Origin of the sequence: Gordonibacter massiliensis (ex Traore et al. 2017) (genome assembly GCF_019731765.1) — a bacterium.
GTDB classification, from domain to species: Bacteria; Actinomycetota; Coriobacteriia; order Coriobacteriales; family Eggerthellaceae; genus Gordonibacter; species Gordonibacter massiliensis.
This window is the reverse complement of sequence record NZ_JAASIO010000001.1, coordinates 800,037-826,573: the sequence shown is the minus strand read 5'-3', so window position 1 is coordinate 826,573 and position 26,537 is coordinate 800,037. Positions and strand designations below refer to the sequence as shown.

General features: G+C 65.2%; 22 protein-coding genes. 6 read left to right on the top strand and 16 right to left on the bottom strand.

All coding sequences use genetic code 11. From position 1 onward, the window contains the following. Positions 1–24: 24 nt before the first annotated feature. Positions 25–1,269 carry an MFS transporter gene (locus HCH03_RS03390; RefSeq protein WP_221688336.1) on the bottom strand — a complete coding sequence of 415 codons (1,245 nt, stop codon included), beginning with the start codon at positions 1,267–1,269 and terminating at the stop codon, positions 25–27. 195 nt (positions 1,270–1,464) lie between these two features. Here HCH03_RS03390 and HCH03_RS03385 point away from each other — a divergent pair, with 195 nt between their 5' ends. Continuing rightward, the gene (locus HCH03_RS03385) at positions 1,465–2,829 is read left to right on the top strand and encodes a PFL family protein (RefSeq protein ID WP_185904297.1); all 1,365 of its coding nucleotides are present in this window, start codon (positions 1,465–1,467) and stop codon (positions 2,827–2,829) included. Between the two features lie 57 nt (positions 2,830–2,886). On the opposite strand, the gene HCH03_RS03380 is transcribed toward HCH03_RS03385, so the two are convergent. The 6 genes from HCH03_RS03380 to HCH03_RS03355 all read right to left on the bottom strand — a co-directional run bounded on the left by HCH03_RS03380 (position 2,887) and on the right by HCH03_RS03355 (position 6,238). Beyond that, positions 2,887–3,204 carry a type II toxin-antitoxin system RelE/ParE family toxin gene (locus tag HCH03_RS03380; RefSeq protein ID WP_221688335.1) on the bottom strand — a complete coding sequence of 106 codons (318 nt, stop codon included), beginning with the start codon at positions 3,202–3,204 and terminating at the stop codon, positions 2,887–2,889. Continuing rightward, positions 3,185–3,559: a delta-aminolevulinic acid dehydratase gene (locus HCH03_RS03375; protein ID WP_080144514.1), complete on the bottom strand. Its 375-nt coding sequence runs from the start codon at positions 3,557–3,559 to the stop codon at positions 3,185–3,187. Before HCH03_RS03375 ends, HCH03_RS03380 begins: the two co-directional genes overlap by 20 nt. A 58-nt stretch (positions 3,560–3,617) precedes the next feature. Continuing rightward, positions 3,618–4,064, bottom strand: coding sequence for a type II toxin-antitoxin system VapC family toxin (locus HCH03_RS03370; protein WP_246599615.1), 447 nt, complete (start codon positions 4,062–4,064; stop codon positions 3,618–3,620). 5 nt (positions 4,065–4,069) lie between these two features. Beyond that, the gene (locus HCH03_RS03365) at positions 4,070–4,381 is read right to left on the bottom strand and encodes a type II toxin-antitoxin system RelB/DinJ family antitoxin (RefSeq protein ID WP_221688333.1); all 312 of its coding nucleotides are present in this window, start codon (positions 4,379–4,381) and stop codon (positions 4,070–4,072) included. Between the two features lie 164 nt (positions 4,382–4,545). Further along, positions 4,546–4,911, bottom strand: a complete 366-nt coding sequence (locus tag HCH03_RS03360; RefSeq protein WP_080144512.1) for a YccF domain-containing protein — start codon at positions 4,909–4,911, stop codon at positions 4,546–4,548. Between the two features lie 589 nt (positions 4,912–5,500). Further along, positions 5,501–6,238: a TlyA family RNA methyltransferase gene (locus HCH03_RS03355; protein WP_185904294.1), complete on the bottom strand. Its 738-nt coding sequence runs from the start codon at positions 6,236–6,238 to the stop codon at positions 5,501–5,503. 327 nt (positions 6,239–6,565) lie between these two features. Here HCH03_RS03355 and HCH03_RS16570 point away from each other — a divergent pair, with 327 nt between their 5' ends. From HCH03_RS16570 to HCH03_RS03335, 5 genes are all read left to right on the top strand, one after another. Beyond that, on the top strand, positions 6,566–6,694 hold the full coding sequence (locus HCH03_RS16570; RefSeq protein ID WP_281421052.1) for a hypothetical protein: 129 nt from the start codon (positions 6,566–6,568) through the stop codon (positions 6,692–6,694). Positions 6,695–6,848: 154 nt separating this feature from the next. Then, on the top strand, positions 6,849–9,782 hold the full coding sequence (locus tag HCH03_RS03350; protein WP_221688332.1) for a sensor histidine kinase: 2,934 nt from the start codon (positions 6,849–6,851) through the stop codon (positions 9,780–9,782). Further along, positions 9,766–10,482 (top strand): response regulator, encoded by a 717-nt coding sequence (locus HCH03_RS03345; RefSeq protein ID WP_185904292.1) that lies wholly within the window; start codon positions 9,766–9,768, stop codon positions 10,480–10,482. The genes HCH03_RS03350 and HCH03_RS03345 overlap by 17 nt, the downstream gene beginning before the upstream one ends. 184 nt (positions 10,483–10,666) lie before the next feature. Continuing rightward, positions 10,667–11,791 carry a C45 family autoproteolytic acyltransferase/hydolase gene (locus HCH03_RS03340; protein ID WP_221688331.1) on the top strand — a complete coding sequence of 375 codons (1,125 nt, stop codon included), beginning with the start codon at positions 10,667–10,669 and terminating at the stop codon, positions 11,789–11,791. A gap of 27 nt (positions 11,792–11,818) precedes the next feature. Beyond that, positions 11,819–12,703: an AraC family transcriptional regulator gene (locus HCH03_RS03335; RefSeq protein WP_221688330.1), complete on the top strand. Its 885-nt coding sequence runs from the start codon at positions 11,819–11,821 to the stop codon at positions 12,701–12,703. Here HCH03_RS03335 and HCH03_RS03330 read toward each other — a convergent pair. The 9 genes from HCH03_RS03330 to HCH03_RS03290 form a co-directional block, all read right to left on the bottom strand. Continuing rightward, positions 12,676–14,925 carry a bifunctional diguanylate cyclase/phosphodiesterase gene (locus tag HCH03_RS03330; RefSeq protein ID WP_221688329.1) on the bottom strand — a complete coding sequence of 750 codons (2,250 nt, stop codon included), beginning with the start codon at positions 14,923–14,925 and terminating at the stop codon, positions 12,676–12,678. The two genes, HCH03_RS03335 and HCH03_RS03330, sit on opposite strands and share 28 nt — an antisense overlap. Beyond that, positions 14,922–16,310 carry an ABC transporter substrate-binding protein gene (locus HCH03_RS03325; RefSeq protein ID WP_246599499.1) on the bottom strand — a complete coding sequence of 463 codons (1,389 nt, stop codon included), beginning with the start codon at positions 16,308–16,310 and terminating at the stop codon, positions 14,922–14,924. The genes HCH03_RS03330 and HCH03_RS03325 overlap by 4 nt, the downstream gene beginning before the upstream one ends. Before the next feature lie 310 nt (positions 16,311–16,620). Continuing rightward, complete coding sequence (locus HCH03_RS03320) at positions 16,621–17,670, bottom strand: aspartate-semialdehyde dehydrogenase (RefSeq protein ID WP_221688328.1); 1,050 nt, start codon at positions 17,668–17,670, stop codon at positions 16,621–16,623. Between the two features lie 588 nt (positions 17,671–18,258). Continuing rightward, complete coding sequence (locus HCH03_RS03315; RefSeq protein WP_080144505.1) at positions 18,259–19,539, bottom strand: aspartate kinase; 1,281 nt, start codon at positions 19,537–19,539, stop codon at positions 18,259–18,261. Between the two features lie 232 nt (positions 19,540–19,771). Next, a complete protein-coding gene (locus tag HCH03_RS03310; RefSeq protein WP_221688327.1) occupies positions 19,772–20,548 on the bottom strand; it encodes an ABC transporter ATP-binding protein in 777 nt (258 codons plus the stop codon). Further along, positions 20,538–21,530, bottom strand: coding sequence for a FecCD family ABC transporter permease (locus HCH03_RS03305; RefSeq protein WP_221688326.1), 993 nt, complete (start codon positions 21,528–21,530; stop codon positions 20,538–20,540). The genes HCH03_RS03310 and HCH03_RS03305 overlap by 11 nt, the downstream gene beginning before the upstream one ends. Positions 21,531–21,542: 12 nt before the next feature. Continuing rightward, positions 21,543–22,628 carry a heme ABC transporter substrate-binding protein IsdE gene (gene isdE / locus HCH03_RS03300; protein ID WP_221688325.1) on the bottom strand — a complete coding sequence of 362 codons (1,086 nt, stop codon included), beginning with the start codon at positions 22,626–22,628 and terminating at the stop codon, positions 21,543–21,545. Continuing rightward, complete coding sequence (locus HCH03_RS03295) at positions 22,621–23,652, bottom strand: heme-binding Shp domain-containing protein (RefSeq protein ID WP_221688324.1); 1,032 nt, start codon at positions 23,650–23,652, stop codon at positions 22,621–22,623. The genes isdE and HCH03_RS03295 overlap by 8 nt, the downstream gene beginning before the upstream one ends. A gap of 21 nt (positions 23,653–23,673) precedes the next feature. Further along, a complete protein-coding gene (locus HCH03_RS03290; RefSeq protein ID WP_221688323.1) occupies positions 23,674–26,157 on the bottom strand; it encodes an FIVAR domain-containing protein in 2,484 nt (827 codons plus the stop codon). Between the last annotated feature and the right edge of the window lie 380 nt (positions 26,158–26,537).

Genomic DNA, 26,537 nt, shown 5'->3' with positions numbered 1-26,537 from the left:
GCGCGGCGCGTCGAGGCCTTGCGGCTACCGCCCGAGCCGCCGTGCCTCCGCAGCGTAGTGCGCTCCCGACGCCAACGCCCCCGCAACCGAGGCCGCCGCGAGGAACGCGTAGCCGGTGCCGAGGGACGACCACCCGGCCAGCGCCCCCACGATCATCGGGAACAGGCTCATGCCCACCGCGTACACCGCTTGGAAGAAACCCATGGCCGTCGAGTTCTTCTCAGGCGGAACGCCCGCCATCGACTCCGACGTCAGGTACGACAAAAGGATGCCCGTCGACATGCCGGGCAGCGCCTGCAGGGCGAACACCACGTAGATGTTCCCCACGGCGGGAACCAGCACGCAGTACGCGCCCATCAAGACGAACACAAGCGGCACGTAGAACCGCGGCCCGCGGCGCGCGCACCGCTGCGTGGAAGCGAACTGCGCCGACGCCACCGCCGCCACCATGTAGAACACCGAGGCGGCGCCGACGAACCCCGCCGTGGCGCCTTCGTCCTGAAGGATCTGCGTGGTGAACGACATGGCCGTGGACATCTGGACGCCCTGCTGCACCAACGCGAGCACCGAGAACAGCACGAGCCGCCTGTTCGCGCACACGGACAACAGGTCCCTCACGGCCGCCATGCCGCCGCGCCGGACCGCAGGCGCGTCTGCGTCGGGCGTCGCGTCCGTCGCGAGCGCTCCCTCCGCTGCAGCCGATGGGGCATCACCGCGAGAAAAGCCCCCGTCCTGACGGATGAAGGCGCTGGCCGCCAGCCCAGCGAAGCCGGCGATCGCCCCCGCCGTGCAGAGCAGCGGCATGCCGCCGAACCCGTACAACGCGGCGCCGAACACGAACGCCAGGCACATGCCCAGGTTGCACGCCATGATCATGGTGCTCGTCGCCTTCTGCTGCCGGTCAGGGGGATAGTACTGGCAGTACAGCACCATGAACGATATCCAGGTGGACGCGGCGCACCCCGAGACGACGTTGGCGACGAGGTACCCCTGCTCGTCGGGCACCAGCACCCTGACGACACACGCGGCCCCGCCCAACGCGACGCCGGCGGAAATGATGGCGCAGTGACGCCCCAGATAGTCGGCCATCACGCCCAGCGGCACCCTGAGCACGATCTGCATCGTTCCGTAGGCGCCGATCACCGTGCCGACGACCCCCGCCGCTACGCCCATCCCCGTCAGGTAGGGCGTTTGATAGGGTATGTACACGTACAGGGAGAACCATAGGCACACCACCGCGACGAAGTGCGCCGCCTTGCTTCGGGACATGCGCGTCCACCTCTTAAGAATGCCGTTCCGCCGCCGCTCTTTTCTTCGTCATTATACGCCCGCCGTCAAAACGAGGCTCGAACCCACATGAGAAGAAACGCCGGAAAAGGGGCGAACGCTTCATCGGGGCGGACGGTTATTTGCTATGCTGTTTCGCATACGCGCACGCATCATCCGAGAGAAAGACGGGACGTCATGCAGATCACGCCGGCCGAAATCGCCGAAACGCTTGCGATGGTGAGCAAGCAGCACCTCGACATCCGCACCATCACGCTGGGCTTGAACCTGCGAGGTTGCACGGACGCCGACATCGACGTCATGGCGCGCAAGGTGTACGACCGCATGACCACTGCCGCCGAGCGCCTCGTGCCCACGGCCGAGCAGCTGGAGCGCGAGTTCGGCATTCCCATTGTGAACAAGCGCATCTCCGTCACGCCCATCGCCGAGATATGCGCCGCCACCGACGCGGAGGACTTCACGCCCATCGCCGTGGCCATGGACAAAGCCGGCAAGGAGGTGGGCGTCGACTTCGTGGGCGGCTTCTCGGCGCTCGTGCACAAGGGCGCCTCGAAAGCCGATTGCAAGCTGATGAACTCCATCCCCCACGCGCTGTCCGTCACCGACAACGTGTGTTCGTCGGTGAACGTGGGCTCCACGCGCGCCGGCATCAACATGGACGCCGCCTACCTGATGGCCGGCATCGTGAAGAAGACGGCCGAGGCCACGGCCGACCGCCAGTGCATCGGCGCCGGCAAGCTGGTGGTGTTCTGCAACGCCGTGGAGGACAACCCCTTCATGGCCGGCGCGTTCCACGGCTCGGGCGAGGCCGACGCCGTGGTGAACGTGGGCGTGTCGGGCCCCGGCGTGGTGCGCGCCGTGCTGGCCGACCTGCCGAAGGATGCCGACATCACGTCGGTGGCCGAGGCCATCAAGGCCACGGCGTTCAAGATCACGCGCGCGGGCGAGCTCATGGCGCGCGAGGCCTCCCAGCGTTTGGGCGTGCAGCAGGGCATCTTGGACCTGTCGCTGGCACCGACGCCGGCCGAGGGCGACTCGGTGGCCGAGATCCTCGAAGCCATCGGCGTGGGCCAATGCGGCGGCCCGGGCACCACGGCGGCGCTCGCCATGCTGAACGACGCCGTGAAGAAGGGCGGCGTCATGGCGTCCTCGTCCGTGGGCGGCCTGTCCGGCGCGTTCATCCCCGTGTCGGAGGATGCCGGCATGATCCGCGCGGCGGAGTCCGGCGCGCTGTCGCTGGAGAAGCTGGAGGCCATGACCTGCGTGTGCTCGGTGGGCTTGGACATGATCGCCGTGCCCGGCGATACGAGCGTGGAGACCATCTTCGGCATCATCGCCGACGAATGCGCCATCGGCATGATCAACAACAAGACCACCGCCGTGCGCATCATCCCCGCCATCGGCAAGCAGGTGGGCGACCGGCTGGACTTCGGCGGCCTGCTGGGCTACGCGCCCGTCATGCCCGTGAACGGCCACGCCGGAACGGTGTTCGCCCATCGCGGCGGCCGCATGCCCGCCCCCATCAACTCGCTGAAGAACTAGCGATCGCTGTCGAAGCGCCTACGAGAGGGAGCCGCGCAATCCTGATACGCGGCTCCCTCAATCCCACTCCATCACAAAGCGCTCATAGCGTTGGGTCTGGTGAAACATGCGCACAAGATACACCATCCGACCCCGAACTCTGTACACAACAACGTAATTCTTGACTGGCATTTCTCGATACCCGTTTTTAGCCAGAGCCGGCCTTATTGAAACTGAATTCGCGTACGGTGTGGTTTCCAGAAATTCGATGGCCTTGTCCATTTCGTTGATCAAAGACAGAGCAGATCGAGGCGACTTCAAATCGTCTACAAGATACGAAAGTATTTCATCGTAGTCGTATTCGAAACTCGAAGACTTATTGATCGTATAGGCCATATTTTTCCCGCATCCGCTTTTGCATTTCCCGAGCCGATCCTACGCGTCCCTCTGCGATATCGCGCTCGGCCTCGTCGATCTTGTCCTTGACGGAAACGACCTTCTTCTTCATGACCTTGTACTGCGTTATCAGATCTTCGCCCTCATAGCCCTCGCTGATAAGATAACGAAGGATGTCGATGGTCGCATCCTCGTCTTCGACGTCGAGCGGTTGCAAAAACATGCCTTTGTCAGTCCATGTGCACAGCGCGTAATCCTTGAATCCCGCTTCCTCGTAAGCCTTCGCCGGGATCGTGATCTGCCGTTTGCTGGAAATCTTGATTGCCAACGGTTCCGCTAAAGCTGCCATCCCCATGCTGCATCTCCTTTACCAAGCGCTTGGTGCTTGGTGCCAGTCTATCACGCGCGAGCGACTACCAGGGAATCTCCTCGTATGTGAGGCCCTTTTCCTCGGCCAGGTAAGCGAACAACTCGTCGCAATCGAACACCTTCATGGACGATTTCTCGAAGTCTTGCTGGTTGCGCGTGATGATGGCGTCGGCTTTCAGCTTGAGCGCGCACTGGTACACGCACGCGTCCTCGAGATCCGTCCAGGGGGAATCGAGCGCAGCATCGAACTCGGCCTCATTGACGCCGCATATGCGCACTCCCCGTCGAAGTTCTCTCAAGTCTTTCTTCAATTGAGCGGCCAAAGAAGGCTTGCCTCCACCCGTCAACGTGTAGAAAACGTCGTTCGCTTGCGCAGAGCTGAACCAAAGTTCATGTTCCGCTATAAATCCCAATAGCACGAGTTTTCGCGCGCCGGCATAAAAAGGCTCCCTCATTTTGAGGTAGTCGATCACAATGTTCGAATCGAGCATCAGCTTCACGAGAAATCCCCTCTCGTGGCAAGCCCGCGCGAAGCCAAGCGCTCCCGCCTGATTTCGTCATCGGTCATGGTGGAGAAGCGATCCTTTCGCGGAATGCTGTCCACCCAGGCTATCGCCCGGGCGATTTCCTCCTGCGTGTACTTCCGCCGTTCTTGCTGCTCCGGAAACGGCAGTTCCTTTTTTTCGAGCACGTAGTCGTACAGCCGGTTCACCGCCTGCGAAGCGTTCGTGCCCAGCTGCTCGAGTACGCGGTTGCCCGCTTCTTTCTTCTCCGCCGACATGCGCGCCGTCACCATTGCATCGGACATGTTGCACCTCCTATGTTGTACGTACAACATTATAGTGCGACAGTGCGGAGTTTGCAAGCCCATTGCAATCGAAAAGGAGCGTGAGAGAGCGTTCCAAAACGAAGCATGGCGGGAAACGGCGCTCGAACGCCCTTGAGATTCAGCCGAGCGAAGGAGATCGCCCGCTACTTCCCCCGCACCACGGCGCCAAAGGGGAGCAAGGCCAGTTTCGCCTGCTTGAAGCACTGCAGGCCGAAGGGGATGCCGATGACGGTGATGCAGAGCACCACGCCGTTGAGCAGCGCCTCGAGCGCTAGAAACACGCCGCCGAAGATGAACCAGAGCACGTTGAGCACGGCCGACCCCGCCCCGCCGCCGTACTCCACTTCCTTCCCGAACGGAAAGAACGCGAGGCCCGCCATCTTGAAGCACTGCGTGCCCACGGGTATGCCCACGATGGTGACGCACCACAGCGCGCCGATAAGGATCCAGCTCACGCCTTGCCACAGACCCGCGAACAAGAACCACAGTATGTTGCCGATCACGCTCATGCGCGCGCCTCCTTGCTCCGTTGGGTTGCATCTGCCATTGTCGCACATCCCGATTGCGAACAGTCTACCCGTACCCGCTTCGAAACCAAGCGCACAACGGCTTCTGGCTTTTTATAACTGAAAACGTCAGGGACAAAATAGGAGGCTATGGTAGCAGACCGATCGATTTCCCCGATCTGCAAAACCTGCCATCTGGGGATATACCGACGAATTCGGCAAACCGCCTCGAATCCAGCACGGCTCGTTACCATAACTCCCGATTTTGTCCCAGACGTCGGGCGCTCTATGTTAAATCAGCGGCGACATGCGCCCGGCCGGGTTGTCATCCTGAGCATGCAACAGTCCAGTGGACTGTTGCACTCCCGAGCACGCGGAGCGGGCGCAGGGAGGCGTCGCGAAGCGATGAGCGGCGAAAGCCGCCGGAGCCGAAGGATCCCGCGCGGTGCCAACCGAACGCGCTACGGCTGCCGCCGCGCGGAATCCTTCGACTCGCTCCGCTCGCTCAGGATGACAACGCGCTGGCCTGCGTAATGTCAATGCTGGTTTAACATAGAGGAGGCGAACGCCGAGGTTAAGAAGCAGACCGCGATCAGGCACCCTCGCCGTACACCGCCCTCACCAGGTACTCCACGTTGCCCTCGGGGCCGGTGATGGGCGACTCCACCACGCCGGTCGTGCGGAAGCCGGCGGCTTCGAGCGCCGCGCGCACCTCGTCCACCACGCGCTCGCGCACGGCCTCGTCGCGCACCACGCCGCCCTCCGTCTCACCGGGGCGCGACTCGAATTGGGGCTTCACCAGCCCCAAGAACACGCTCCCCCTGTGCGAGAGGCGCGCGAACACGGGCGCGAGCTGCGCGAGGCCGATGAAGCTCAGGTCGGCCACCAGCACGTCGAACGGAGCGCCGAGCGTCGCGGGGTCGGCCAGCTTGATGTTCGTGCGCTCGAACACGGTCACGCGCGCGTCCTGCCGCAGCTGCCAGGCCAGCTGCCCGTAGTTCACGTCGACGCATGCCACGCTGGCCGCGCCCGCCTGCAGCAAGCAGTCGGTGAAACCGCCCGTGGACGAGCCGATGTCGATGCAACGCAGGCCCTGCACGTCCTCGTGATAAGCGTCGAGCGCGCCTTGCAGCTTGTGGCCGCCGCGCGACACGAACCGCCGCCGGCCGCGCACCACGATAGCGGCATCGGGCGCCACGCGCATGGCGGCGCTGGTGGCGTACACGTCGTCCACCTTCACCTCGTGCGCCAGCACGGCGCGCAGCGCCGCGTCCGCATCGGGGAAATAGCCCTGCTCAACGAGCAGCGTATCGAGCCTTTTCTTCTTCATGGGCACCAGTATAGCGCAAGCCCCTGAGGCTCGCCCCAAGCGAGGACCGCTTCATAAGCGCTGCCGAAGCGCTTTCCCGAAAGGCGGGGCGCCTCCCCACAGTGGAACATCAAGCGTGATCGACGCGGTCCTATTGGGCACGGGTTCCACTCTGCAGGACGGTTGCCGAAGGCGCGCGCTTTGGCGGCTTTTGGCACGGTATTCCGGCGACCCGCCGCAGCGCGCCTTCGCCTTAACGCGATTTTTACGGCGAGCGCCCGTTTCTTTCGCGCGCCTTAACGCGTCCGCACGTAAGCTGTTCGGGCGCACCGAGGAAGGGAGCATGCCGTGACGCTACTCGATCTGGCCTTCGCGCTGCTGGGCATTGCGGCGCTTGTGGGAGCGGGAGATTTCATCTCGTTCCTTCTGGTCGTGGATCGAGCCGACCGCACCTGGCGCATCAAACCTCCTTGGTAGCGGACGACGCGCCCGAGCGCAGGCCGAACGCGCCGTCCGCTGCGCGCCAGAGGGGCGCGCGGGAAACGCTCCGCAGGCGTCTTCATGCTTTCTTAATGCCAGACCTGCGGCCTTAATGCCGCGCTCACGAGGTCTGTCGTATGATGTTCGCGCTATGGAACCCACGCCAACAGAACCGCTCCGCCCGAACCCCGACAACCTGCTGCAGGCCATCGCAGGGGCGGAGGCGTGCGAACGCGGCCATCGGGGCCGGCTCAAGATATTCTTCGGCTATGCGGCGGGCGTGGGCAAAACCTACGCCATGCTCGAAGCCGCCCATGTGGCGCAGGAACACGGCCGCGACGTGGTGGTGGGCTACATCGAGCCCCACACGCGCCCCGACACGCTCGCCCTGCTGGACGGCCTCGAACAGCTGCCCGTCCGCGAGATACCGTACAAGGGCATCACGCTGCGCGAGTTCGACGTGGATGCGGCCCTCGCACGCAAACCCGACCTCATCCTGGTCGACGAGCTGGCGCACACGAACGCCCACGGAAGCCGCCACGCCAAGCGCTACCACGACGTGGAGGAGCTGCTCTACGCGGGCATCGACGTGTTCACCACCGTGAACGTGCAGCATCTCGAAAGCCTGAACGACAAGGTGTCCGCCACCACCGAGGTCGTGGTGCAGGAACGCGTTCCCGACCGCATATTCGACTACGCCTCGTCGGTTGAGCTGGTGGACTTGGATCCCGACGACCTCATCGAACGCCTCGAAAGCGGGAAGATATACCGCCCCGATCGGGCCGAAACGGCGCTTTCCCACTTCTTCTCCGCGAAGAACCTGGCCTACCTGCGCGAGCTGGCGCTGCGTCGCACGGCCGACCGCCTGAACCGCAACCTCGAGCGGGGCCTGGGGCGCGCCGCGGGCGACGCCGGCGACGACGTGCTCGTGCAGGTGAGCCCGTCCCCCGGCAACGCCACCACCATCCGCGCCGCCGCTCGGATGGCCGCCGCCTACCGCGGCACGTTGACAGCCCTCATCGTAGAGCCCACGAGCGAGAACAAACTCGCCGAAGACGACGCTCGCGCGCTGCATGCGAACGTGGAGCTCGCCGAAGAGCTGGGCGCGCACGTCGTGACCGTCTACGGCGACGACGCGGCGCTCCAAATCGCCCAGTACGCGCTTTCGGGAACCATCTCCAAGATCGTCATCGGGTCGTCCGAGAACCGGCGCAAGCGCGCGCTCCCCTTCCTGCCCGCGCGCGAAACCGTGGCCGAACGGCTGGCGGACCTGTCCTGCACGGCCGACGTCGTCGTCATCGCCGATCGCCACGAGGCCCGACCAACGTCGGGCCCGCGTCTGGCCTCTCGTTTCAAGCCCACGCGCGTCGACCTGGCGGCCGCGTTCCTCGTGCTGTTGGGCGCCACCGTGCTGGGCCTGGCGTTCCACGAGATAGGCCTGGCGTCCAGCACCATCCTGGCCATCTACCTGGTGGCGGTGCTGCTGGGAGCGCTCAAGGCCGACACGCTCGTCTACAGCGTCATCGCCTCGCCGCTGGCCGTGGTGCTGTTCAACTTCTTCTTCGTGGCGCCGCGCTTCACGTTGTCGGCCTATGGCATAAACTACCCGTTCACGTTCGCGTTTCTGCTGGTCACGTCTATCGTGGTGTCGTCGCTCACCATCCGCACGCGCCGGGAGTCCACGGCCAACGCGCGCAAGGCCTACCGCACCGAGGTGCTGCTGGAAACGGAGCACCGGCTGCAGGAGGCCGACGGCGTGGACAGCATCCTGTCCACCACCGCCGAGCAGGTCATCAAGCTGCTGCGCACCACCGTGGTGATCTACCAGGTGGCACCCGGAGGCAAGCTGCTCGATCCCAGCCTGTTCTCTTCGGGCAACCCCGACGAGAACGTGACCATGACCGACCTCGTGAGCGAGGGCGAGACCGCCGTGGCGGCCTGGGTGGCCAGCAACAACAAGCGGGCCGGCACGGGAACGGACACGCTCATGGACGCGCGCTGCCTCTACCTGCCCATCCGCGGCAAAGGCGGCGTCATGGGCGTGGCCGGCATCGTGGTGACCGACGAGGACCTGGACGCCTTCGAGAAGAACCTGCTGCTGGTCATGCTCGACGAGTGCGGACAGGCCGTGGAGCGGGAGCGCTCCACCGAGGACGCGCACCGCATCCGCATGCAGGCCGAGCAGGAAAGCCTGCGCGCCAACCTGCTGCGCAGCATCTCGCACGATTTGCGCACGCCGCTCACCAGCATCTCCGGCGACGCCTCCATCTTGCTGTCGAGCGCCGACGCGCTGTCCGACGAGAAGAAGCGGGCCATCTACACCGACATCTACGAAGACGCGCTCTGGCTCGTGAACCTCGTGGAGAACCTGCTGGTGGTCACCCGCCTGGACAACGGCACCGTATCGCTCAAAACCGAGCCCGAGCTGGTGGAGGACGTCATCCGCGAGGCGCTGCATCACCTGAACCGCAAGGCAGCCTTGCACGATCTGCGCGTGCAGGTGGAGGATCCGCTGATCATGGCGCAGATGGACGGGCGCCTTATCATGCAGGTCGTCATAAACCTGGTGAACAACGCCGTGACGTACACCCCCGAGGGGTCGCGCATTACGGTGTCCGCCCGGCGCTTGCCGCGCGGCAAGCGCCGGGGCGCGCCCGGGCTCGTGGCGGTGTCGGTGGCCGACGACGGGCCCGGCATCGCGCCGAGCGAGCGGCCCGAGATATTCACGATGTTCTACCAGGGGAAGAACGTGGGCGGCGATGCGCGACGCGGCATGGGGTTGGGCCTGGCGCTGTGCAAGTCCATCGTGGAGATGCACGGCGGGACCATCGGCGTGGACGCCCTGCCCGAAGCCGAGCGCACCGACCCCGACCGCCCCGGAACCGTGATCACGTTCACGCTTCCCGCGGTAGAATACACGGTGGACGAAGGAACGCAAGCCGAAAAGGACGGCGAAGCTGCCAGGGGCAACGCGCCCGCCAAGGGCGACGCGGCCTCAGAGGGCAACGCGTCCGCAGCCGCCAAAGCCCAGAAAGGCCCCGCGGCGATCGACGACGAAGGGAGCCCGCATGGCGAACGCGACTGAGGGCAACGCAGCCTACACCGTGCTTATCGTTGAGGACGACAACGCCGTCAAGAGCCTCATAGCGACGGCGCTCAAAGTGCAGGGGTACCGCCTGCTCGAAGCCGGCACGGGCGCCGCCGCGCTCCTGGAAGCCACGACGAAGAACCCCGACGTCGTCATCTTGGACCTGGGGCTTCCCGACGCCGACGGCGTGGACCTCATCCGCCAGGTGCGCACCTGGTCGCGCACGCCCATCATCGTGGTGTCGGCCCGCACCGAAGACGCCGACAAGGTGGCCGCGCTCGACGCCGGTGCCGACGACTACCTCGTCAAGCCGTTCTCCGTTGAAGAGCTGCTGGCGCGGCTGCGCGTGGCCACGCGCCGTCTGGCGGCCGACGCGCGCGACGACGAGGACGGCCCCGTTTACGAGAACGGCGACTTGCGCATCGACTACGCCGCGCGCACCGCCACGCTGGCCGGCGAGGAGGTTCACCTCACGCCGATCGAGTACAAGCTGCTGGCCTTGCTGGCCCGCAACACGGGCAAGGTGCTCACGCACAATACCATTTTGAAGGAAGTGTGGGGCAACGCGCTGGCCAGCGACCTGCCGTCGCTGCGCGTGTTCATGGCCACCCTGCGCAAGAAGATCGAACCTGATCCGGCCCATCCCGCTTACATCCAAACCCACGTGGGCATCGGCTACCGCATGCTGCGGAAGTAGGGGAACGGGCTTCGAGCCGGACGGAGAAGACGCGCGAACGGGCCGCGACGCCGAACGAGGCGGAAGCGGAAGACGACCCGCAAACTCGAACGCACGCTGGATTGCGCAGGAAAGGTCAGGCTTTCCCAGGCCGCGTTCCCTAGTATGGCGGATGCAAGCATCCCCCAACGAGAGGAACGACCGCATGAGAACGGCAACCATGACTTTCAAGAACCTGACCGGCACGCACTACGAGGTGGGGCAGGCGCTGGGGCAGTGGACGCTCTCCCGCCCCGACCTGCTGCAACGCGCCATCCTGCCGCCGAACGCCTACCCCGCTGACAAGCTGCGCGCCATCGAGGAGCTGCTCGATAGGCACTGCGCCGGCGCCAACGAGGAGATACAGGGCTTCGCCGACGCGCTCAAGATAACGCCCGACCAGGCCATGTACTACGCGGCCACCTACGTCGAGCGCGGATGCAGCGCGATGGCCGCCCTGCCCAGCCGCACCGCGAACGGGCATGCGCTCATGGCGCGCAACTACGATTTCACCGACGAGATCGAGGAGCTGTGCTTCGCCTACACCGACATCGACGGGGCGTTTCGCCACGTTGGCTCGTTGCTGAACCTGTTCGGCCGCTGCGACGGCATGAACGAGCACGGGCTGGCCGTGTGCATCACCAGCAACGGCATCCCCGTGGGCAACTTCGAGGGCGGACGCAAGGCCGGCGTCACCGGGTTCATGTTCTGGGCCGTCGTGCGCAGCATCCTCGAGCAGTGCGCCACCGTGGACGAGGCCGTGGCATGGGCGATGGACGCGCCCATCGGCTTCAACATCAACCTCATGCTGGCCGACGGCGAGGGCCGCATCGGTTTGCTACAATGCATGGACGGCCACAAGGGCTTCCGCGTGCTCGAAGAGAACGGTCCGGAGAGCCGGGCGAGCCAAGCGGATCATCTGGCCGTGACGAACCACGTGGTGCTGGACGACGTGAAGCCGTTCGAGACCGAGCTGCTCGACAACTCGGTCAAGCGTCTCGCCACCATCGAGCACCTGTTCGACGAGCGCCCCGCTGTGGTGATCGACGACCTGAAAACGCTGCTGTCCACCCCGTACCCCGACGGCCTCTGCTGCCACTACTACCCGGTGTTCTTCGGCACGCTGCGCTCCATGGTGTTCGACACGACCGCGCGCAGCATCGAGATGACCTGCGGATCCCCGCGCGCGAACGCCTGGCGTCGCTTCGGCGTGGAACCGCTGGACGAGCAGGACTTCAGCATAAGCCTGCCCTGCGAGGACGCGAACGAGGAGTTCTTCCGCATCCTGTAGAGTCGCACGCGAGAAAGGAGCACCGCCTTGGACTACCGCGAGGTGATCGGCGAGGCTGTCGTGTTCATCGAGAACAACCTGCACGAGCCCCTGAACGCCGTCATGGTGTCCGAGGCGGTGTCGTACTCCTACTACCACTTCCACCGGCACTTCCTGTACGCGATGGGCGAGACGGTGGGCAGCTACATCCGCGGCCGGCGCCTGACGCAGGCGGCGTACGAGCTGGTGCACAGCGACCGGAGCATCCTCGACATCGCCGTGGGGCTGCGGTTCGAGTCGGCCGAGAGTTTCTCACGCGCGTTCAAGAAGAAGTACCGCCTCACGCCCAGCGCCTACCGGAAGCAAGGGGTGGACGTGCTCATCGCCAGCCATCCGCCCCTCGACCCGGCGGACGTCGGCGGCCTCGTCAGCCTGAGCCCGGACATCGTCGAGGTGCCCAGCATGCGCATCCTGGGGCTTTCGTACGAGATGAGCGTCGCCGACAACCAAAGCGTGGCGATGTGGGATCGGCTGAACAGCTTACTGGTCGGCGCGGAGGCCGGCGCGCGCGGCGATGCGTTCGCGGGCGACCGCTACAGCCTGTACGAAAGCGGTGCCGACTGCGGCCGAACCACGTTCCAGGAGGGCACCGCCGTGCGCGCGTTCATCGGTGTGGAATGCCCCGTGGGCCACACCGTCGAAGGGCTCGCGGAGAAACGCTTCGCCGGCGGCCGCTACGCGAGGTTCATCCACCGCGGCAGCGTCGAGAGCCTGCTGTCCACCTACCGCTACCTCTGGGGCGTCTGGTTCCCCCAAAGCGGCTACGATCTGGCCGACCGCGACGATTTCGAGCGCTACGGCTCCCGCTTCCGCGGGCCGCACGACCCCGCCTCCGAAATCGAGATCTACTTCCCCGTGTCCAGCAGCCGGTAGAACTCCTCGGGGGCCACGGGGCGCGAGAACACGAAGCCCTGCACCATGTCGCACGGCGTCGTGCGCAAGAACGCCAGCTGCTTGGGGGTTTCCACGCCCTCCATGACCGTGTCCATGCGCAAGTCCTTCGCCATGGTGATCACGGTGCGCACCACCGTCTCCTCCGTGCCGGGGCTCGTGCCCTCCAGCAAGAAGCCGCGGTCGAGCTTCAGCACGTCGGCAGGCAGGCTCTTCAGCACGTTGAGCGACGAGTAGCCCGACCCGAAGTCGTCGATGGCGCAGCGGAACCCGGCGGCGCGCATCTGCTCCATGATGTCGAACGTGCCGCCCAAATCGTCCATGACGATGCTCTCGGTGAGCTCGAGCTCGCACAACCCGTCGGGTATGCCGTAGCGATCCTTGATGCGCACGTACGAGGGAAGGAAGTCGTCGCGATGCAGGTGGCGTCGCGACACGTTCACCGAGAGCGGCACCACGGGCAGGCCGGCGTCCAAACGCGCGCGCAGATCGCGGCATGCGCTTTCCAGCACGAATTCGTCCAACCGCAGAATGAACCCGTTCTGCTCGAACAGCGGAATAAACTCGTCCGGCCCCACGATACCCTCATCGGGACGCCTCCAACGCACAAGCGCCTCGCCGCCCAGCACGCGCCGGCCCTCGACATCGTACTTCGGCTGGATGAGGTAGAAGAACTCCCCTTGCTCGAGCGCGGACTCCATCGTGCGCTCCAGATCGGCGCGGCGCAGCAGCGCGTCGCGCATGGGCTGGCTGTACGCGCACGGCACGATCCCGCGCGTGCGCGATTCGCGTTGGGCGATGCGCGCGCGATCGGTGAGCTCGGTGACGTCGCGCGCCTCGGGCGCGTCCTCCGAGCAGCACAGGCCGATGTGCAGGGCGAGCGGCTTGCCGTTTCCCGTGATGGAACGCGCGCGCTCGGCCGCGGCGCCGCACGTTCCCAGCGCATCCTCGCGGCGCGCGTAAGGATAGAACAGCATGAAGTGGTCGGCCGAGAGGCGCGCCGCGAAACCGTTCGGGCCCACCGCTTCGCGCAGAATGACGGCGAGCTCCCGCAAAACCTCGTCGCCCTTCGCGTAGCCTTCCACGTCGTTGATGAGCTTGAAGTTGTCGATGTCGACGAAGGCCACGGCCACGCCGCCCACCCGTGCCTCGGGAGCGTCCCCCTTAGAGCGCTCCGCCAGGCGCGCATCGCCTTCGAGGGTGAATTTGTCGGCGCTGAACAGCCCGGTCAAACCGTCGTAGTACGCCATGCGCTCTATCTCGATGCGGTGGGCGCGGCTGCTGCGCCAATACACCACCAGCACCACGACCAGCCCCACGATGATCACCAGGCACAGCAGCAACGTTGCGTTGATGATGGCGTTTGCCTGCTCCATGACCACGTCGTTCGGAATGATGGACACCACGTCCCAACCGGCGGTCCCCTCGAGCGGCGTGTAGCAGAACACGTACTCGTCGCCCAAATACGAGAACAGGGCCACGCCGCGCGCATCCTGCTCGAGCGCGGTGCGGAACGAGTCCACGGCCGCCTGGTCGTTGCCCTCGAAGCCCACGATGTCGTAGAGGTTGGAGAACGTGCGGTTGCTGTCTCGATGCTGCGAGCGCATGACCACGTCGCCGTCGCTGTTGACCACGTAGGAGAAACCGCTATCGTTGTAAAACGACAGCGAGAACCGATCTTCCATCTCGCTGAGGGGTCGGGCTTTGCGCACGAGACCCGACGTGCCGTCGGCGAAGGAGAACCGCTTGTAGACGCCGATCATGGAGGCGCCGGTGTGCTCGTCCAGAAACGGCTCCAGCACGCCCCGGTCGCCGGCCTGCTCGGTAAGAGCGAACTGGGCGGCAGTCAGCGGGGTGGCCTTGTTGTTGTCCGTTCGGTACACCGCGCCCGTGTCCAGGTCGACGCAAACGTACACCGTGCCGTCCTCGTTCGAGCCGAACAAGGCCAGCTTCTCGTTCAGACGGGCGATGTCGTCGTGGCCCTGCGCGGCCAGCTCGTCTGCGAACAGGTCGAGGGTGTCGAGGTCTTTCTCGAAGTACGTGGACAACGCGTGCTGCCCTTGCGCCGTCACCTCCAGCACGTCCGTCACGGACTTGTCCCAAAGAGAATCCTGCACGAAACGCGTGAACAGCAGCGTGCCCGCGACGACGAGCACGGCCACCAGCGCCACGACGAGCGATATGAGGGTCCTCCTCGCCTTCATCGAGCTTCGCCCGCCCCTTCGGCCAGCAGGGCGCGCATCTGGTCTTGCACGACGGCGGCGGAAGACCCTTCGAGCAGGGACACGACGCCCTGGCGGGCGGCGCCCCATACCGGAAGATGCACGTTGTCGTCCGACCCGATGACGACGCTCGAGGAGAACGCCCCGGCCAGCGGCTTGAGCGCTTCGTCGTCGGGAGCGGCGTTGCCTTCGAGCGGGCTGAACGAGCATTGGCTGTTCGCGAAGCGCTCGATGGCGGACGGCTCGGTGAAGAAGGCCGCGAAGTCTTTGGCCGCGTCGACGTGGGCGCCGTTCGCGTTCACGCCCACCCGCGTGTCGACGTTCACCACGAGCACGGGATCGCCGTCGAGCACCGGATAGGGATGCACTTCGTACGCGAGGTCCGGCGCCATGTCGTGCACGCGCACCGACGCCCAGGCGCCCGTGAGCATGAAGGGGTACCGCCCCGTGGCGAACTGCTCGAGGTCGTCGGCCGTCTTCTCCGTCGTCAACGCAAGGGCGGCGTCGACGTATCCCCGCTCTACGAAGCGCTCCACCAAGTCGAGCCCCGGGCGCAGCTGCGCGGACAGCGCGTCGGGATCGTCGCTCAGCGCCTCGATGCGCCTTTCGGCATCGGGGGCGGCGTAGACCTCGGCCATGCCGCGGGCGATGGCGAGCGTTTTGAGCGAGATGTCGTTGTTCGCGACAACCGGTGTGAGGCCTGCGGCGAGGAACGTCTCGCAGGCGCTCTCGAACGCACCTATCGTGCGCGGCACGGCCACGTCGTGCGAGGCCAGCAGGTCGGTGTTGCAGTACAGCCCGAACGCCGAGATCGACGTGGGCACGTACAGGATGCTCGATTCGGCCTTCATCTGGCTCAAGGCAAGCGAACTGAACAGGGGGATGGTTCGCACGTCGGACAGATCCGCCAGATAGCCCCGCTCTTCGAACAGCAGCTCCGTATCGTGGTCGACCATGAAGACGTCGTCCCCGTTGCCCGAAGCCAGGCGCTTCTTAAGCGCTTCGTAATACGGCCGGCTTTTGATGCCCTCGTAGGAAACGCTGACGTTCGGGTGCGCGTCCATGTATGCGCGCAGGATGTCCTCGATGACCGCGACGTTGATGGACTCGTACTTGAACCCGAAAAACGTGAGCTTCGTGTCGATGGGCGCGCTTTCGGCCTCCTCCACCACGATGTTCTTGCTGGTGGAGCATCCGGGCAGAAGGAAGGATGCGCACGCGCCTGCCAAGCCGAGCACCGAGGCGGCTACGAACCGGCGGCGCGTGAAAGGTGCGCCGCGACGACAGCCGTCCCGCGCGGTTTCCATGCGGAAAACGGCCTCGCTCGAAGCGAAAGCCCCTTCTCCGGTGCGCCGCGTTTCTGGCATGTTTTCGTCCTCGACTCTACGCGTGGCAGCTTGGGAACACGATCAAGCGCTATAGACAACTGTAATGGTACCGTAACCTTGGCCGTCGCGCACGCGAAAACCCGGTTCGGCGGAAAGACCGGCCCTCGTTCGAAAGCAAGTTGAAGGTCGCGGCCCTCTGTCGCGCCGAGCCGCCCATGGCACCCGGCGTAGCCAAACGGGCTCGGACGAAAGGAGGCCGCGCGGGAGCGGCCTCCTTTCTCTGCATCATGCGCGCGCGGAAAGCGCCGAGCGCGCTGCGGGCCGCGCGTCCGGTTGGCCTCGGCGTCGATTACGGCAGCAGCAACTGGGCAATCTGCACGGCGTTGAGCGCGGCGCCCTTGCGGATCTGGTCGGCCACCACCCAGAGGGCCAGGCCGTGATCCACCGTGTCGTCCTTGCGCAGGCGGCCGACGTAGGTGTCGTTCGTGCCCGCCAGCAGGCCCGGCATGGGATACACGTTGTTCGCGCAGTCGTCCATGACCGTGATGCCGTCGGTTGCGGCCAGCGCGGCGCGCGCGTCCTCCACGCTCACGTCGCCGGCGAACTCCACGTTCACCGACTCCGCATGGCAGCGCAGCACCGGCACGCGCACGCAGGTGGCGGCCACCTTGATGTTCTGGTCGCCCATTATCTTCTTCGTCTCCACGACCATCTTCCACTCTTCCTTCGTGGAATCGTCGTCGAGGAACTTGTCGATGTGCGGGATGCAGTTGAACGCGATGCGGTGCTGGAACACCTCCACGGCCAGCTCGTCCTCGGGCGTGCCGTCAAGGAACGCTTTCGTCTGGTCGTACAGCTCGGCCATGGCCGGGGCGCCGCCGCCGCTGGCGGCCTGGTAGGTGGACACCACCACGCGCGTGATGGGCGACAGGTCGTAGAGCGGCTTCAAGGCCACCACCATCTGGATGGTGGAGCAGTTCGGATTCGCGATCACGCCGCTGTGCCAGGCCACGTCGCCCGGATTCACCTCGGGCACCACGAGCGGCACGTCCTCGTCCATGCGGAACGCGCTCGAGTTGTCGATCATCACCGCGCCGGCCGCCGTGACGGCTTCGCGCAGCTCCTTCGACACGCCGGCGCCGCAGCTGAACAGCGCGATGTCAACACCCTCGAACGATGCCGGGGTCATCTCCTGCACCGTGAGCTCGCCGGCCGACACCTGCCCGCAGCCCGCGAACGGCAGCTTCTTGCCCGCCGAACGCGCCGACGCCAGCGCCCGCACCTCGCTCGCCGGGAAATCGAGGTCGTGCAGCACCTGCAGAAACTCGCTGCCCACCGCGCCGGTCGCCCCCGCGATCGCCACCACCGGATTCGCCGGCATCTCCTTCGTCCAAGCCATCATGCGCTCCTTTTTGCCCTCGGCCCCTTGAAACCTCTGCGCCTCTCGCGCGCCCATTTGCAAAGCCAATCGTTGCTAGTATATAATACAGAAGCCAACGGATTGCCTGAGGTGATGTGCAGGCGGCACCGTTAAGGTATGCATGACCGCTAGTTCCTGCTAGCGGTCATCCTTATTTTGGTGCGCCCAAAGCGCCTCGGGCGTTCGCCACCGCCTCCCGAAGCAGACCGACGACCGCAGCCGCCAGCCCAACAGCCGAAGCTGCGAGCTTGAGGAGCAACACGATAGCATCCATGCGAATCACCTCCCTCCTCAAGAAGAAGGTGCCGCCCGACGCTCAGGACTTACATCCGTTGGCCCACTAACATTCTAGCATGCATATCGGCCCCGATATGCATGCATCCGAACTTTCCCTTTCCCCAGGTTGGCGTAGTCAGTCAGCGAGAGGGGCCGGGGTGCGTCGGATTCGCGGGATCGCGGAGGTGAAGCGTACAACGGGTACGCGAGCCTCCGGGATCGCGCAAAGGCGGCGTGCACCGGCCCCTCGCAGCATCGAGCCGTTCCGCCGTTCGACAGAACGGCGGAACCTCATCGACCCTTGTTCATCTTCGCGGCGATCTCCTCTGCGGAGAGCTGCGTCTCCTCGAACACGCTGTCCGAATCCAGGTCGAACGCGTGGTGCAGGCAGCGCACGGCCTCGGCGGCTTGCGAGCCGTCCACCACCACGGACAGGCGGATAGGCGACGTGGAGATGGCCAGGATGTTGATCTGGTTCTCGCCGAGCGTGGTGAACGCGCGCGCGGCCACGCCGGGCGACGACTTCATGCCGGTGCCCACCAGGCTCACCTTTGCGATGTCGGCGTCGACGTCGAACTCGCGGGCGCTGATCTCGGGCAGGATGCGCTCGATGGTCTCGCGCGCGAGAGCCAGGTCGGCGCCGGCGCACGTGAAGCTGATGTCCGTGAAGCCGTCTTCGGAGATGTTCTGGATGATCATGTCCACGCGCACGTTGTTGCCCGCCAGCGCGCTGAACACCTTCGCCGCCACGCCCGTCATGTCGGGCACGCCGCGGATGGTCACCTTCACCTCGGACGTGTCGTGCGCGATGCCGGTGATGACGGCTTCTTCCATCATGTCGGTTTCCTCCTTGATGTAGGTGCCCTCGGCCTCGGAGAACGCCGAGCGGGAATGGATGACCACGTCGTATTTGCGTGCGAACTCCACGGCGCGCATCTGCAGCACGCCCGCGCCCGAGCCCGCGAGCTCGAGCATGTCGTCGTAGGAGATCTCGTCGAGCTTCTTCGCACGCGGGCACACGCGCGGGTCGGCGGTGTACACGCCGTCCACGTCGGAGTAGATCTCGCACACATCCGCGTTGATGCCCCAGGCCACGGCCACGGCCGTGGTGTCGGAGCCTCCGCGCCCCAGCGTGGTGATGTCGCCGTTCGCGTCGATGCCCTGGAATCCCGCGACCACGGGAATGGCCCCGGCGGCAACGGCCTCCATGATGCGCTCGTTGTGCACCTTCACGATCTTCGCCTTCGCGTGCATGCCGTCCGTCTCGATGCCGGCCTGGCGGCCCGTGAAGCTCATGGCCTTGTAGCCGCGCGCCTCGATGGCCATGGCCAGAAGCGTCATGGACACCTGCTCGCCGGTGGACAGCAGCCGGTCCATCTCGCGCGCAGGCGGGTTGTCGTTGAGCGCGCGGGCCAGCCCCACGAGCTCGTCGGTCGTCTTGCCCATGGCGGACACGACGGCTACGACGTCATGGCCGGCCTGGCGCTTCGCGATGAGCTTCTTGGCTACCATCTGAATGCGCTCGGGCGAGGCGACGGACGTGCCTCCGAATTTGCATACGATTAGCGACATGGCGGTCTTTCTTATCGTGGTGAACCCCAACGGTTTTCCACTATAGCAAACAACCCCGCCGCACGCTTACGGAAAGACCGCCGTAAGCGGCGTTTTCACAGCGAATGCAACCGCCCCGCCCGGGTGGCGGACCCGAACGGCGTAAACCCGGCAAAAGCCGTTTCATGGAGCGTGCGTTGCGAGCCAGGCGAGCCGGGCGCCCCCGCACTGCGAACGACGCTCGCGCCAGCGCTCACACCTCGAGAACGAAGGGCTTGCCGTCGACGCTCACCACGCGCAGGGACACGTCGTACACCTGCTCCAGCAGCTCCGACGTGACGATGTCCTCAGGCGCGCCCTGCGCGACGATGCGGCCGCTTGCCAACGCAACCACCTCGTCGCTGTAATGGAGCGCCTGGTTCACGTCGTGCAACACCATGACCACCGTCATGCCAAACTCCTCGTTCAAGCGCCGGACCAGCCGCAGGATGTCCAGCTGGTAGCGCACGTCGAGGAAGGTGGTGGGCTCGTCCAGCAGCAGCACCTTCGAGCCTTGCGCCAGCGCCATGGCTATCCACACGCGCTGCGCCTGGCCGCCCGACAGCGACGACACCGACTGCTTCGCGAACTCCGCCAGCCCCGTGGTCTCCAGGGCCCACTGCACCATGCGCTCGTCCTCTTCGGCATCCGCGCGCCGACCGAGCGCGCGATACGGGAAGCGGCCGTAACCCACCAGCTTCTCCACGGACAAATCGGCCGGCGCGGTGTTGCGCTGGTGCACGATGGCCACCAGCTTCGCGAAGTCGCGCAGACGCAGAAGTCCCACGTCGCCGCCGCGCAGGAACACGTTGCCCGCGCTGGGCTTCAGGTTCTTGGTCATGAGGTTGAACAGCGTCGACTTGCCCGAGCCGTTCGCCCCGATGAGCGTGGTGACCACGCCTTCGCGCAACGCGAGGTCCAGGCCTTCGAAAATGCGGTTCTGGTCGTAGGAGAACGACAGCCCGGAGATTGTGAACACGTTATTCGCCATAGCTGCTCCGCGCCTTTCTCAACAGCAGGATGAACACCGGACCGCCCACGATGGACATGATGACCGCCGCGCTGATCTCGTAGGGCGCCGCGATGGTGCGGCCGATGGTGTCGGCCAGCAGCAGGCAGAACGCGCCTAGGATCACCGAGTACAGGACGAGCGTCCGGTGCGTCGTGCCCACCAGCAAGCGCGCGATGTGCGGGACGACGAGGCCCAGGAAGCTGATAGGCCCGATGATGGCGGTGGAGATGGACGCCAGCAGCACGGCAACGGCCGAGATGAACATGCGGTTCTTGTTCACGTCGATGCCGAGCGAGCGCGCCGTCTTGTCCTCGAGAGCCAGCAGGTCGCAGCGCTTCGCCACGAGCAGGGCCAGAACCAGGCCGGCGGCGCCGTAGACGAGCAGCGTCTGGAAATCGTCCCACGTCTTCATCGTGATGTTGGCGTCAACGAGGCTGGTCACGCTGCTGGACGTCGATCCGCTGCTGGAGCCGAACGCCGACATGATGCCGGTGAACAGGGCGCTGACCGCGACGCCCACCAGGATGACGCGCAAAGGCGACAGCCCGCCGCGCCACGACAGGCCGTACACGAGCAGGAACGCCACCATGCCGCCGGCGAACGCGAACGCGGGCGCGAAGAACAGCAGCGCCGGGAAGAACGCCGTCACCAGCACGGCGGCCAGCGACGCGCCCGAGCTGATGCCGATGATGCCCGAGTCGGCCAGCGGGTTGCGAATGGCGGCCTGCAGCAGCACGCCCGAGACGGCCGTGGCCGCGCCACCCACCATGGCAATGAAGATGCGCGGGAAGCGCAGGTCGTAGATGGTGGAAACCGTGTCGTCGTACGCCACGAACAAGCCGTTGAACAGCTGCTCGGGGCTCACCTGCAAGCTGCCTGTGTTCACCGCCACGAAGAACAGCGCCACGAGCGCCACCGCCGTAACGACGAACGCCACCGCTTTGCGCAAGGTGCTTACCATGCGATACCTTCCTTATTCCTGTTTGTCCACGATACTGGCGACGGTGCCGGACCCCGCATCGCCCACGATGCCGGCAGCGGCGTCGGCGACGGCGCCGGCGTCGCTCGAAGACGAGATCGCTGCAGCTGCGGCGGAAGCCGCCTCGCCCACGACGGTCCCGTCGCTTCCCGCTTCCTCCCCGTACAGAATGACGCGCAATTCCTCCAATGCGTCGGGGTAATCGAAATCAGCGCTCATACCGAACTTGTCGGAGGGCAGGTCGTACACCTGGCCCTCTTGCACGGCGCGGAAGTGCCTCCAGATGTCGTTCGTGGCGAACTCGTTGGCGAACATGGCCATCACCTGGGAGGGCAGCGCGTGGGACGTGCGCAGGATGATGTCGGGGTCGCGCGCCTGCATGTCCTCGGTGTTCACATTGACGAACTCTTCTTCGGAGTCGGCGTACACGTTCTGCCCGCCCGCCAGCTCGACGAGGCTGCCCACGTAGCTGTTCGGCGTGGCCACCACGTACGAGCCGGGAACGCCCATCAAAACGAGTACTTTCGGGGACCCTTCGCCTTCGTTCTGGGCCCGATAGCCTTCGATGAACGCCTCGTACTCGTCCACGAGCGCCTGGGCCTGCTCTTTTCGGTCAAACTTGTCGCCCAGGTAGGCGATGGAATCGTACATGCCCTGGACGCTGCGCAGGTTCAGGAACACGGACGCCACCATGATGGAGGCGAACTTGGGCTGCAGGTCGCTTTGCAGCGAGTTGGGCGACAGCACGCAGTCGGGGCGCAGCGACTTCACGATCTCCAGGTCGGGAGACATGGCCGTGCCCACCTGGTCCACGTCGGCGTAGCGGTCGGGCAGGCCGCGCGAGGTGGTGGGCACCCCCGTCAGATCGAGGTCGAGCAGGTCGCATACCTCGGCAATGGCGGGAGAAGTGGCGATGATGCGGGGCTCGTCGGAGCCGTCGCCGTTCTCCGAGCGCTCCGGGTGTTGGTCGACGCAGCCCGTAAGCAGCAGCGAGCAGGCGAGGCACGCCGAGAGGGCGAACGCGCCCGCACGGCGCGCCGCCCCCCTGATCCCGGATATCGCCGATGCGCGCTTATGCACGGCTCGCGCCCCCGTCGCCGTCGATCGTCTCGCCGGCCGCCGAAACCTCGCCGGAAGCGGGAGCCTTCTTGGCTGCGGACGCCGTATCGGCACCGAAGGCCTTCTTGGCGCCGGAATCGGCAGACGCGCTCGCTGCGGCAGCGGCAGCCGCAGCGGCGGCGCTCGCCTGCCGTGCGCGCTTCGGGCGCACGTAGGTCGCGTACACCACCGCCCCGGCAATCACGGCCACGCCCGCGGCGATTGCCGCGATCATCGCGACGGTGCCGCCGTCGAGCGATCCTTCCGCCCGCTTGTCGCCCGTGACCTCGCGCCCCTCCTCGTCGAACTCTTGCACGCCCGCGTTCGGGGAGGCGCTGGCCAGGCCGTCGGCGTTTGGACCGGGACCCTCGTCCGTGGAGCCCTCGCCGCCCGAGGCGTTGCCGGCGCTGCTCGCCGCAACAGGGGCCGCGTCTTCGGTGCCCTCGCCCGGCGTCACGGTCTGCAAGAAGGTGCCGTCTAGAGCCCCCTCCTGCAATGCGCCGAACGAGATGAAGTAGACGACCGCGCGCCCCATGGGAATCACGTCCATGGAGCAGCGGATGGTGCTCGTCTCGCTGGGAATGGCGAAGCGGTAGTCGGCCGTGGCCGTGGAAGTGACGCTGTCGGTGCCCGTCTGCATCTGCACAGCCTCGACCGCCTCGTACGTAGACCCGTCGGCGGACGCCTCCAGACCGATGCTGCTTATCTGGTCGGCCAGCTTGAAACGCAGGCTCGCGTACATCGTGCCGTCCACGTCCCGCTCGATCAGGGCGCTTTCGTAGACGATGCTCGTCACCATCGACTCGGCCAAGGCGACGTTGCTGCCGCCGGCGGAGTCCTCGATGGCACCCGTCACGGGGTTCTCGTAGGTGGGGTTCGTCGTAGCCGTGTACACAGCCGAAACAGCGGCGAAAGCCGTCCCTGGGAAAACGGTGCCCGCCGCAAGGGCGAGCACCGTTGCCAGGGCACAAGCCGCCGCGCATGTGGATCGAATACGCGTGGTCATACCGTGCCTTTCAGTAAATGGTTACTTCCGCTGGGCCATGCGACGGCGAGCCGTCATTGCAACCGCAGCGCCCGCGACGAGCGCGCCGCCCGCCAGGGTCACCAGACCCGTGGCGGCATCGCCCGTTTGGGCCAGGTTGGACGAAGACGCGGCCATGCCGCTCTGACCCGTGCCCAAATCCTTCGCCTGCGAGAGGTACAGGTGCAGGTCGGCAACCTGCGACTGGCCGATGCCCAGCTGTTCCATCATGGTGATGGACATATCGAGCGGAATCACCGTGTCGCTCTCGGAAGCCGGAATGGACAGCATGAACTGGCTGCCGTTCTGCGAGACCTTGGCTCCGTTGTAGGACAGCGACTTGATGTATTCCAAACCCTGCCCCGTCGCGGCGAAGCTCACCGCGAAGGTGCCGTTCTCCTGCGGGCGCACGAGGGCCGTGTCGCCGAAATACTGGGCGGCCATAGACTTCTCGGTCACGCTTCCGTGCTTGAAGAACGCCATGGGCACCTCGTAGGTGTGACCGACCTGGAACGCGACGTTCTCGCTTGCGTTGAAGCGGTCGATGGCCTCCTTCAGCGACGTGGCGGCCTCGTTGACCGCGTCCTGCGAGGCGTCCGCGTCGTTCAGAACGGCGCGGGCTGCGGAAAGCGTGGTCTGCAAACTCTCCCACGCCGCATCGCTCTTCTTGCTCTGCGTCAGGGCGGCGGCCTGGTCGACCAGGCTCTGGAGCGCGGACTTGTCGATGCTCGCCACCGGCGGCTCGCCTTCCTTGAGCGCGATGGTGGAGGTGTCGATGGCCATGGCGTACGTGATGTCCATGTTCATGGAGCCGCCTACGTGCAGGGCCAGATCGATCGCGTTCTCAAACGAGGGGACGTTGACGGTGTACGTCTTGTTGGCGGATTGCTTGACGGCCTGACCGTTGTAGACGAGGTCGCCGATGGCGTCGTCGTAGCCCGTAGAGCCGCCGAAGTAGACCACCACGTCGTACGTGCCGTCTTCCAGAAGCGCCAGCTCCACCGCGTTGCCGAAGTACTTCGACACCATCTGCTTGAGCATGTCCTGCATGCCGGCGAACGAGCCCGTGCCCGCGTAGCTCACGGAAGCCGTGTAGGTCTTGCCAACCACCATGTCGTAGTCGCCCGACGGGGTTTCCTTGTCCGGGCTGTTCTTGAACTTCTCGATGGCGGCGTTGAGCTGGGCGGTCACGCCGTCGACGCCCTGCTGCGGGATACTCTCGTTCGCGGCGGCTTTCTCGGCCGTGGCGATGGCCGCCTGCAGCTCGTCCCACGCCTCGTCGGTCTTGCCGCCCTGCGCGAGCGCCTTCGCGTCAGCGATGGCGGCGTTCAAGGCGGACTTGTCGACTGCCGCAGCCTTTTCCACATAGAGGTTCGTGTCGTGAGAGCCGTTGTAGCTGCCAGCGGTATAGCCGAATTGGAGGTTGATAGCCTCGGTCACGGAAGCCACTGAGAAGGTGTAGACATAGGAGTCGCCGTCAGCCGTGCCAAAGCTCTTCTCGCCGTTGTTCAGGCTCATCCAGAAACTGAGACCGCCGACACCGGTTGCGGTGACGCGCAGCATATATGTGCCGTCTGCATTCTTCGCATACTCGACCGTCTTGCCGAAGTAGTTCGTCACCCTGTCAGAAGCGGGGTCCTCGTCCTGAACGCCGTCATGGAGCAGGTACCAGGTGGCGTTGGCGGTAGCATACTGCAGTTCGGGCGCGGTTTCGCCGCCGACATCCTCGCTGTTGCCGAACGCGCCCACGGCAGCATTCAGCGCGGTTACGGCCGCGTCGAGGTCGTCCTGGGTCGCACCCTCCCTGGCAAGCTCGCCCTCGGCCGTGGCGATGGCGTCCTGCAACGTTTTCCAAGCGTCATCGGACTTCTTGCCCTGCTCAACTGCCTTCGCGTCAACGATGGCGGCTTCGAGGGCCGCCTTGTCCACCGTTGCGACCGGCGGCGTGGTGGGCAGGCTGGACGTGTCGAGCGCCATGGTAATACCAACCCCGTTGGGGAACATGCTTGCCATGCCGCCGCCGATGACGATATTCGCATTGATGACGGCGTCAAGGGAATCGACCGTCAACGTGTACGTCTTATCGGCGCTTTGGGATATCGTCTGCCCGTTGTAGACAATATCGCCGATAGCCTCACTGTAGCCCTTGTCGCCACCGAAAGAAATGACGACATTGTACCCGCCGCCTCCGTTCAGGGACACGGACACGGTATTGCCAAAATAGCCCCCGACCATTCCCGGAATCATGCCTGCAAAGTTTTCGAATCCGGCACCTGCGCCCCACGTCACGCCGACTGGATAGGTTTTACCGGATTCGAGCGCATACCCATCACCCGTGTTGGCCAACGCACCCGTCACTGTATCCGCGCCTTGCTTCGAGATTTCCGCAAGCGCCATCCCCGGCACCATGCCGGCGGTCAACGTGGCCGCGAGCATCACCGCTGCGCCGCGTTTCACGAACGCGAAGCCCTGCCTTGATCTTGTCATTCCCCGTTCCTCTCTCGCCTCGAGGAACCCTTTTCCTTCGAAATCGGGTTCCCGCGAGGTGCGTTTTACGCGGCTGCTGGGCGGCTCGACCGTTTTCCCGTGCTTGCCTAGCCGAGCGGTAGGTCGGCCCGATCCTTCTCGATCCGTTCCGACGCCGCATAAGTTAGCTTTAACTAACACAAGTGGAAAACAAAGGCCTGGAACCAGGCCCCGCAGCACTCCGATATTTCGACTCTACTATGCACCGAACGGAAGACTCCCGCAAGCGCGATTTCCCAAACCCTGTTCGAAAAAGTTGTCTGCCGTTTACAAAATATGAACAAAGTTATGCTAGGCTAACTTTATGCTGAAAACAGGGGTTTGCCAGGAGAGAAACCGGA

Bases quoted from the DNA above. Each gene is read 5' to 3' on its own strand.
- HCH03_RS03390 (WP_221688336.1), bottom strand. From the start codon at position 1,269: ATGTCCCGAAGCAAGGCGGCGCACTTCGTCGCGGTGGTGTGCCTATGG.
- HCH03_RS03385 (WP_185904297.1), top strand. From the start codon at position 1,465: ATGCAGATCACGCCGGCCGAAATCGCCGAAACGCTTGCGATGGTGAGC.
- HCH03_RS03380 (WP_221688335.1), bottom strand. From the start codon at position 3,204: ATGGCCTATACGATCAATAAGTCTTCGAGTTTCGAATACGACTACGAT.
- HCH03_RS03375 (WP_080144514.1), bottom strand. From the start codon at position 3,559: ATGGGGATGGCAGCTTTAGCGGAACCGTTGGCAATCAAGATTTCCAGC.
- HCH03_RS03370 (WP_246599615.1), bottom strand. From the start codon at position 4,064: ATGCTCGATTCGAACATTGTGATCGACTACCTCAAAATGAGGGAGCCT.
- HCH03_RS03365 (WP_221688333.1), bottom strand. From the start codon at position 4,381: ATGTCCGATGCAATGGTGACGGCGCGCATGTCGGCGGAGAAGAAAGAA.
- HCH03_RS03360 (WP_080144512.1), bottom strand. From the start codon at position 4,911: ATGAGCGTGATCGGCAACATACTGTGGTTCTTGTTCGCGGGTCTGTGG.
- HCH03_RS03355 (WP_185904294.1), bottom strand. From the start codon at position 6,238: ATGAAGAAGAAAAGGCTCGATACGCTGCTCGTTGAGCAGGGCTATTTC.
- HCH03_RS03350 (WP_221688332.1), top strand. From the start codon at position 6,849: ATGGAACCCACGCCAACAGAACCGCTCCGCCCGAACCCCGACAACCTG.
- HCH03_RS03345 (WP_185904292.1), top strand. From the start codon at position 9,766: ATGGCGAACGCGACTGAGGGCAACGCAGCCTACACCGTGCTTATCGTT.
- HCH03_RS03340 (WP_221688331.1), top strand. From the start codon at position 10,667: ATGAGAACGGCAACCATGACTTTCAAGAACCTGACCGGCACGCACTAC.
- HCH03_RS03330 (WP_221688329.1), bottom strand. From the start codon at position 14,925: ATGAAGGCGAGGAGGACCCTCATATCGCTCGTCGTGGCGCTGGTGGCC.
- HCH03_RS03325 (WP_246599499.1), bottom strand. From the start codon at position 16,310: ATGCCAGAAACGCGGCGCACCGGAGAAGGGGCTTTCGCTTCGAGCGAG.
- HCH03_RS03320 (WP_221688328.1), bottom strand. From the start codon at position 17,670: ATGGCTTGGACGAAGGAGATGCCGGCGAATCCGGTGGTGGCGATCGCG.
- HCH03_RS03315 (WP_080144505.1), bottom strand. From the start codon at position 19,539: ATGTCGCTAATCGTATGCAAATTCGGAGGCACGTCCGTCGCCTCGCCC.
- HCH03_RS03310 (WP_221688327.1), bottom strand. From the start codon at position 20,548: ATGGCGAATAACGTGTTCACAATCTCCGGGCTGTCGTTCTCCTACGAC.
- HCH03_RS03305 (WP_221688326.1), bottom strand. From the start codon at position 21,530: ATGGTAAGCACCTTGCGCAAAGCGGTGGCGTTCGTCGTTACGGCGGTG.
- HCH03_RS03295 (WP_221688324.1), bottom strand. From the start codon at position 23,652: ATGACCACGCGTATTCGATCCACATGCGCGGCGGCTTGTGCCCTGGCA.
- HCH03_RS03290 (WP_221688323.1), bottom strand. From the start codon at position 26,157: ATGACAAGATCAAGGCAGGGCTTCGCGTTCGTGAAACGCGGCGCAGCG.